The 6,670-nt window shown below is 73.3% G+C and carries 5 protein-coding genes; 1 reads left to right on the top strand and 4 read right to left on the bottom strand.

All coding sequences use genetic code 11. The annotated features are described in order from the left end of the window. From ACFPZN_RS55505 to ACFPZN_RS55490, 4 genes are all read right to left on the bottom strand, one after another. Positions 1 to 1,638, bottom strand: a 1,638-nt coding sequence (locus tag ACFPZN_RS55505; protein WP_378293416.1) for a type IV secretion system protein, incomplete at its 3' end; no start/stop codon positions are given. 173 nt (positions 1,639 to 1,811) lie between these two features. Continuing rightward, positions 1,812 to 4,319 (bottom strand): ATP-binding protein, encoded by a 2,508-nt coding sequence (locus tag ACFPZN_RS55500; RefSeq protein ID WP_378293414.1) that lies wholly within the window; start codon positions 4,317 to 4,319, stop codon positions 1,812 to 1,814. Beyond that, entirely contained in the window at positions 4,316 to 4,465 is a 150-nt protein-coding gene (locus ACFPZN_RS55495) for a hypothetical protein (protein WP_378293412.1), read from the bottom strand. The genes ACFPZN_RS55500 and ACFPZN_RS55495 overlap by 4 nt, the downstream gene beginning before the upstream one ends. Next, the gene (locus ACFPZN_RS55490) at positions 4,462 to 5,862 is read right to left on the bottom strand and encodes a MinD/ParA family ATP-binding protein (RefSeq protein ID WP_378293410.1); all 1,401 of its coding nucleotides are present in this window, start codon (positions 5,860 to 5,862) and stop codon (positions 4,462 to 4,464) included. Before ACFPZN_RS55490 ends, ACFPZN_RS55495 begins: the two co-directional genes overlap by 4 nt. 512 nt (positions 5,863 to 6,374) lie before the next feature. Here ACFPZN_RS55490 and ACFPZN_RS55485 point away from each other — a divergent pair. Next, positions 6,375 to 6,670: 3,4-dihydroxy-2-butanone-4-phosphate synthase (locus ACFPZN_RS55485; protein ID WP_378293408.1), on the top strand; the 296-nt coding region annotated here is incomplete at its 3' end.

Raw genomic sequence — 6,670 nt, 5'->3', positions numbered from 1 at the left:
GTAGATGGCCGCCAGCGCGGGCGCCGCGGCCGGCGACGTGCCCTCGCCCGCCCCGCCCGTGCCGCCGCCCCGATCGACGCCCGTCCCGGACGCCGCGGTGCCGTCGGCGGCCGTCGCCGCACCGGGCTCGCCCTTGCCGTCGTTCTTCCCGAGCCGCGAGAGCCGGTAGCCCGCCGCGCCCGGCACGACCGCGCCCGCCACCGCCGTGGTGTTCTTGCGCGCCTCCATGACCGACTTGTCGAGCTGCGCCTGGCTCTTCTCCCGCGACCCCACGGCCGAGTACCCGACCGCCGAGAACAGGTGCTGGAACGGCTTGCGGTACACGAACGCCGCGCCCGTCACCAGCGCGATCAGCAGGATCTGCAGGCCCCACGGCAGCGTCTCGCCGAGGATCAGCCCGTACGCCCACAACAAGAGCGACAGCACACCGATCAATGCCGCCTGTTTCAGCAGCATCGACAGCAGCAGCTCCAGCCAGCGGATCGCGATCACCCGTCCGATGCCCGGATGGATGCCGATCCCGAGGAAGATCGGCCCGGCCACCAGCAGCAGCAGGAACGCGATCTTCACCACGATCAGCGCGATCGCGATCACCAGGATCAGCAGCCCCGCCACCAAGGCCGCGAACAGCCCGCCGAACGCGACCGCCAGCCTGCTGGTCCAGTTCTTCCCCTGGAACAGCGGATAGACCCCGGCGTGCTGCTCCTTGACGTTGCCGGCGACGTCCTTGTAGGCGTCCGCCTTCTTCGCCAGGTCGACCTTCTGCCCGCCATGGGTCTCCGGCAGGTCGACCGCCTGCGACCACAGGAGCTTGTCGGCGTTGTCCTTGACGATCTTGGCGTTGGGATCGGTCGTGCCGAACTGCCCCATCAGCCACGGCTTGCAGACCAGCGCCACCCACAGCCCGTTGGCGTTACGGGTGGTCGCGTCCACGTTCGGCGAGTTCATCGGATCCGACTTGCCCGCGGGCGGCGGGATGCAGGACGTCCCCTTGGTCTCGCTCTGCGGCAGCGCCGCGTTGAACGCCGCGCTGGTCGCCTCCGACACCTTCGTGCCCAGCGTCGTGAAGTCCGCGGGCCGCGCCACCAGCCAGATCAGCGCCACCATCGCCGCGACCATCCAGATCACGCCCTCGGTGACCTTGCTGGCCCGCTTGCGCACCAGCCCCCACCAGGCCAGCCACATCGCGCCGAGGATGACCACCCACGACCAGTACCGCGCGTTGAACGTCTTCCCGATGTCGCTGATCACACCGTCGACGGTGTTCTTCAGCCAGCCCAGCAGCGACTCCGACGCCGCCGCCTGGTACACGCTGATCGTGGTCCGGTCGATCGCCCGGACCAGCGTGAACGTGGTGTTGGCGAGCGCGTTGCCCATCATCGCCATCGCGTCCGCGCAGCCCATGTCGACCGCGTACCAGTGCTGCCCGGCCGTCCCGTACCGGTCGTAGTACGTCAGCTGGTCGACCGGCGTCTTCCGCAGCTGCTCGCTCGGATAGTCCGGCGGCTTGATCATGCCGTCCGTCCCCGACCCGTACTGCTCCGGCGCCGGATTATCCGCCGGCCGGCACGGATCGCCGCCGAACGGGCCGGCGCCCGCCATCGGGGACAGCCCCACCATGAACAGGACGGCCAGCATGGCCAGGACGATCGACCGGCCTCTCCGTGCCCTGCGCGGACGCCTGCGCGCCCCCGAGAGCACCGACCGGTCGAGACCCTCCGACGGAGAACGCTGCAACCGCCGGGCTGACGCACGGTCGAGCGCGCCTCGCGACGGGACGCGGGGACGGTTCATTGGCTGACCTCTCGTGTTCACCCGGCTCCACCTCGACCCTGTGCGGCGTCTGCCCCCGAAACCGTGAGTTCGGCCGAACCCGGACGGGACCGGGTCGGGTTGGTGTCCAGCCAGCGCCGCAGCTCCTCGGAGATCAGATCGACGCCGATCCGGCCCGCGCGGCCGTCCAGATCCCGGAAGACGCACTCGCCGTTGCCGAGGTTGCGCAGGACGGCCTTGTGCTCGTCGGAGGTCTCCACCCCCAGCAGGGACATCACGTTCCCCACCTCGTTGCGTTCGGACGAACGGAACGAGAAGACCGACGAGAGGCAGTTGGTCACCTGTTCGTTGAGCAGGTCACCGGCGTTCTGCGACACCAGGATCAGGGCGGTGTTGCGGGAGCGGCCCATCCTCGACACCTCGGGGATCAGCTTCGCGCCCTCCGGGGTCGAGGTGATCGCCCAGGCCTCGTCCAGGAAGATGGCCTTCGGCATGCGCCGCTCGAGGCCGTGCATCAGCCGCCGGGCGAACTGGGACACGAGGTACATCAGGGCGACCGAGAGGCGCTGCTCGTAGGAGTAGTCCTCGCGGGAGATCGCCACGTCGGGCAGCGTGAGGCCGCCCAGGGTGAACACGGTCGTCCAGCCGGCGGTGTCGATCCGCTCGCCGCCGGACGGGTCGAAGCAGAGCCTGGCCAGCCGCATCTCCGACATCGAGCGGAGCACGGCGCCCAGGTTCTTGGACGCGGGGTCGCCCGAGCCCTCCAGATGGTCCACGACCTTGCCGAGGGAGGGACGCTCGGCGTTGGCGACGGCGCCGACCGCCTGGATCATCGCGGACTCGCGCTCCTCCGACATGCGCGGCAGCAGCAGCCGCAGCGTCTCGGTCGCCATCGTCTTCTTGGCGGCCAGGTCGTCGCCGAACGAGAACGGGTCGAGCAGCCCCGGCGCCGCCGAGCCCAGCGGCAGGATCCGCGCCTTGCGGCCGCGCGCCTTGAGCAGCTCGACCAGGGACTCGGCGTCGCCCTTCGGGTCGATCGCCGCGACCGTCACGCCGCGCAGCGCCATCTGGTAGATGAGCAGCAGCGCCAGGGTCGTCTTGCCGCCGCCCGGCTCGCCGGTGATCGCGACCGCGGTGGGACGGTTGCGCGCCGCCGCCACCAGCGGGTCGAAGTGCACGATCGAGCGGGCCCGGCCGAGCGTCTCCCCGATGTACGGGCCGACCCAGCCCTCGCCGTCGTCGTCGGGACGGTCGCCCAGGTCGACCGTCGCCACCGGCATCCCGCCCGCGATCGTGCGCAGCGGCTGCCGCTGCGCGTACGCGTTGAGGCGGATCCGGTCGCCCGGCAGCGACTCCAGGAACAGGGAGAACTGGTCGCCGGTGGAGTTCACGACGTCGATGTTGATGTCGCGGTAGTGCTCGACGACCGCGTCCACGCGCTGCGCCAGCAGCTCCTCGCTGGGCGCGGACACGATCAGGCGGTGCCAGCCGTACACGAACGGCAGCCGCTCCTTGGTGATGCCGTGCTCCAGCATCCGCGCCGCGTCGATCTGCTCGGCCAGCGCGATCGGCGCCTCCGCGCCCGCCTCCCGGATGTGCTGGTCCATGTCGCGGGCGTGCGCGAGCTTGCGGGAGACGTCCTTGGACGCCTTCGCCGGCGGGATCAGCTTCATCCGCGAGCTGATCTCGACCGGGAACGGCAGCGCGTCGCAGTAGTGGAACCAGGGCTCCCCGTCCGGGAACGCCATCATGTCCGGGAAGCGGGCGAAGGAGAGGTAGGCGACGTAGGACTCCGCGGTCGCGCTCGTCCCCACGCCGTTGAAGTTGGGCTGCTCCACGCGCAGGTAGGAGCGGCCGTTGTGGATGGCGCCCTCGACCAGCGTCTCGATCTCACCCTTGCCCCAGGTGCGGCGCGGCACGGCCGACGGCGGCGGGTCGGCCAGCGACGCCGTCACCGCGTGCTGGAACAGCCAGGCCACCTCGGTGGACGCGGCGTGCCGCGCGTAGAGGGCGGAGCCGCCCAGGGCCCGGCCGACACGCTCGGCCTGGTCGGTCCACCGCGCGATCTCCTTCTTCTCGATCGCGTCGTCGGTGATGCCGAGGACCTGCTCGCTGCGCTTGTAGAACCCGAGCCACTGCGCCAGCACGCCGCCGGAGAACTGCGCGCCGACGCCGCGCGAGCCGAGCCGCACGCCGAGGTAGACCTCCTTGGTCCAGAAGTCCTTCGCCCAGACGTGCGCGTACGTCTCCTCCAGATACTCCCGCCAGCCCTGCCCGCCGTCGGAGGTGCGGTCCAGCGCCAGCGCCCAGTCGGCCGCCGGGTAGGTGCGGTGCGCGATCCGCAGGTGGATCTCCGCGTCCTGCATCCGGATCCCGGCCAGCGCGATGGTGATGTTGGTGGCCAGGGCCTCGCGCTCCTCGCCGGTGGTGAACTCGTACGACACCGTCGGCAGCCGGAAGTACGCCCAGGCCGCGTTGTCGGTGAGCAGCACCCGGTCGTCGAAGTACCGCACGGCCAGCCGGCCGGTCTTGGACGCCCTGCTCATGCCGCCTCCTTGCGGGGGGTCGGCCCGGCGGGGGCCGCGTTCGCGCCCTCGCCGCGCTCGGTCACCGCGGACCCCCCGGTGGGAACCGCGCTCATGCCCTCGCTCCGCTCGGTCATGACGCCCGCCCGGGTGCCGGTCGCGCTCATCGGGTGGCCTCCTGCTCCTGCTGAAGCTCCTGGTAACGCTCGGGCACGACGGTGAACCCGCCGGCGACCACACCGGCGAGCGCGAGGTAGGCGCGCCGCGTCGGCGCGCGCAGGGACTTGAGCTCGTTGCGGGGGGCGCGGTCCATGCTCAGGTGATCGTCCCATGGGATCCGCACCAGGGCCCGGCAGCGGCCGCGGGCCACCGCCTCGGCCTGCTCGACGTCGTCCATGCTGCGGCGGCTGACGCCGTTGATGACGGTCACGGCGCGGGAGCGCAGTTCCTCGTACCCGTGCCCGTCCAGCCACTCGAACGTCATCGCCACCGCGCGCGGCGCGTCGGCGCTGGCGGGCGCGACGAGCACGATCTGGTCGGCGTACGGCAGCACCCGCGCGACCACGGCGGCGGCCGCGTCCAGCAGCGTCACCGAGTAGAACCGGTCGATGGTGCGGATGGCCAGCGCGTAGTCGCGGTCGTCGAGGGCCTGCAGCGGGTTCTTCCCGGCCGCGATGACGTCCAGGCCCGATTTGGCCTGCGAGGTGTAGCGGCGCATCGCGGTGAGGCTGTTGACCTGGTCGGCGCGGGTGATGAGGCCGGTCAGCGTCTCGTTGGTCTCGCTGCGCGTCCTGCGCGCGAGCGCGCCCGGCCCGGGGTTGACGTCGATCGCGACGACCGGTTCCCCGTTGTGCTGGGCGAAGGTGTGCCCCAGCATGAGCGCGGTCACGGTCTGGCCCGCGCCGCCGGTGCAGCCGAGCACGACGATGTGGCGGGTGCCCTGGAACGGCTGCTGCAGCCGCTGCTGGTACTCGGCGTCGGCCTCGCCGTGCCCGCCGCCGACGGCCTGGATCAGCCGGCGCAGACCGCCGGAGCTGACCTCGTGCTCGGGCCCGGGCGGGGTGATCGCCGGTTCGGACGGCGGCGCGGGAGGGGGCGGCGGCAGCGGACGCGGCCGTACCGGCGACGCGGGACCCGAGCGCACCTCGCGCGACGGCGCGGGCGGCGGCTCCTCGTGCGCGGGCGGCCGGGGCGCCGGCCCCGACATGGGGAACCTGCCCGCGTGCCCGGCCGCAGGCGCCTCCGGCTGGACGTCCCGCGAGGGCGGCTGCCCTTGGGGCTGTGGGACGGGCGGCCACGTGGGCGCGTCGGCCGCACCCTCGCGGGACGGCTTGGACAGCTCCTCGGACCAGGGCCTGGGCGGCTCCAGGCGCGGGGCGTCCTCGCGCGGTGCCTCCTGCTCCGGCCGCTGCGGCTCGGCGCCCCCGGCCCCGAACGCTCCGGGCACCATTGGAATGTCGGGCCGGGTCGGCTTCGGCTGCTGCGGAATGTCGGGCCGAGTGGCCGCGGCCCGCTGCGGGACGTCCGGCCGCGTGGGCGGCGCCTCGCCCGGACGCCCGGCCACGGGCTCCTGAGCGCTCCCCCGCACACGCGTGCCCTCACCCGGACGCGGAACAGCCTCGCCGTGCCCCTCCGCACCGTGCGAGGCCGCAGCCGGACGCGGCACAGCACCCTGCTGCTCGGGCGCCGGCGTCCGCTTCCGCCCGGCGACCCGCTTGTCGCCCTCCTCCGGCACCGACGCGCCCCCACCTGGAGACTCGCCACCGGCGAACGCCGCACCAGTCGACGCCCCTTCACGACCTGCACCAGGCGCGGCCACCACATCGCCGCGAGGCTCGGCGCCAACACTCTCGTCGCGCGCACGCTCGCCGCGCGCGCCGGACGCGGAGCCCGCACCCGTCCGAGGCTCCCAGCCGCCCGCGCGGTCGCCGCCCGCGCTTTCGTCGGGCGCGCCGGACGCGGACATCGCCTCGCTGCGGGACTCAGCGCCAACCGCACGATCGCCGGGCGCACCCGACGCGGGGGCCGCGTCCGTCCGGGGCTCGGAGCCGGCCGTACGCTCAGCGGGCGCGCCTGATGCGGGCACCGCCTCGGTGCGCGGCTTGGCGCCAAGCCCGCTCTCGCCGCGCGTGCCGGACGCGGAGGCCGCGTCCGTTCGAGGCTCCAAGCTGCCCGCACGCTCGGCACCGGCATGCTCGCCGGGCGCACCCGACGCGGGGGCCGCGTCCGTCCTGGGCTCGAGGCCAGTTGCACGGTCGCCGCCCGTGCGTTCGCCGGGGGCGGGGGGTTCGTCGGGGCGGGGTGCTGCGGCGGCGCGGGCACACCGAGGCCGCCGTCGACCTGGCCCGGCTGGCCGGGCTGGCGCCCGCCGG

Source organism: Actinomadura rugatobispora, from assembly GCF_042656285.1.
GTDB lineage: Bacteria > Actinomycetota > Actinomycetes > Streptosporangiales > Streptosporangiaceae > Spirillospora > Spirillospora rugatobispora.
This window is presented reverse-complemented; position numbering and strand designations above follow the sequence as displayed.

Excerpts from the sequence above, each read along its gene's own strand:
- ACFPZN_RS55500 (WP_378293414.1), bottom strand. The coding sequence starts at position 4,319 with ATGAGCAGGGCGTCCAAGACCGGCCGGCTGGCCGTGCGGTACTTCGAC.
- ACFPZN_RS55495 (WP_378293412.1), bottom strand. The coding sequence starts at position 4,465 with ATGAGCGCGACCGGCACCCGGGCGGGCGTCATGACCGAGCGGAGCGAG.